The organism is Xanthovirga aplysinae (assembly GCF_009711365.1).
Taxonomy (GTDB): Bacteria; Bacteroidota; Bacteroidia; order Cytophagales; family Cyclobacteriaceae; genus Xanthovirga; species Xanthovirga aplysinae.
This window is the reverse complement of the sequence record NZ_SMMB01000311.1, coordinates 1-1,091: the sequence shown is the minus strand read 5'-3', so window position 1 is coordinate 1,091 and position 1,091 is coordinate 1. Positions and strand designations below refer to the sequence as shown.

Below are 1,091 nucleotides of genomic sequence, written 5' to 3'. Positions count from 1 at the left end.
AAACAACAGCCGTGCATTAAACCAGAATGACAAATCATTCCCGGTAGAATTAACCCTGACCGTTTCTCATATCGACTGGACTGGACAAGCATAATTGAATAAAAAAAATGCCAGGACACATATGCCTGGTAATTTACAATTCCTAATAATTAATAAAAACTTAGAAAAAAATGAGTTTAGCAAAAATTACATTCGCCAAAGGTTCGGGTGGACTGGGCAAAGCAGCTCCTGGTGAGGATTATATCTCAGGTTTACTGTTCTATGGTACATCCCCTTTTGGAAATGAAGAAGTAAAACAATTCTTCTCTTTGGAAGAAGCTGAGGCAGCAGGAATAGATCCTGAGGCTGTTGAAACTGAAGTATTACACTATCATATTAGTGAGTATTTCCGTATTAACCCGGCAGGTAGCCTTTATGTAGGTGTATTTGCAGGAAATGTTGATGCTGAAAAATTGGTCGACCTGCAGCAGGAAGCTGATGGTAAATTACGTCAGGTAGGGGTTTACTTGGCAGATGCCACTTTCGCAGCAGAAGATTCGGAAACAATTGACGCTTTAGCCACTAGCTTTAATGCTGTATGTAAAACTTTGGAAGATGAATATTATACTCCTCTTTCAGTATTGTTAGCGCCAAATATACATGGATTAGATCTTGGTACATTACCTGATTTATCAGAAAGTAGTGACAACAAGGTTTCTGTAGTTATAGGACAAGATGGAGCAGGAAAAGGAGCGGCACTTTATGGAACAAAGCAAAAATCCATTACTTGTTTGGGAGCAGCTTTAGGTACTGTTTCAAAAGCCGCTGTACATGAAAACATCGGTTGGGTCAACAAATTTGATGTTAGTGGAGCAGAGCTTAACAGCATTGCCTTTGCCAATGGAGAGGATGTAAAAACAAAGAAAAACACTGAGCTTGATGGAATTGACGATAAAAATTACATCTTCCTACAAAAGCATGTGGGCGTAAGTGGTAGTTATTTCAATGGCTCATGGACAGCTTCTTCAGGTGACTATGAAAACATCGAGCTGAACCGTGTGATTGACAAAGCCATCCGTGGTATCAGAGAAATGATGTTACCTAACCTGAAC

At 39.6% G+C, this 1,091-nt stretch carries 1 protein-coding gene; it reads left to right on the top strand.

Going from position 1 to position 1,091, the window contains the following annotated elements; all coding sequences use genetic code 11:
• Window positions 1-170: 170 nt before the first annotated feature.
• A partial coding sequence (locus E1171_RS00905; protein WP_155203185.1) for a DUF2586 family protein occupies window positions 171-1,091 on the top strand: 921 nt, incomplete at its 3' end.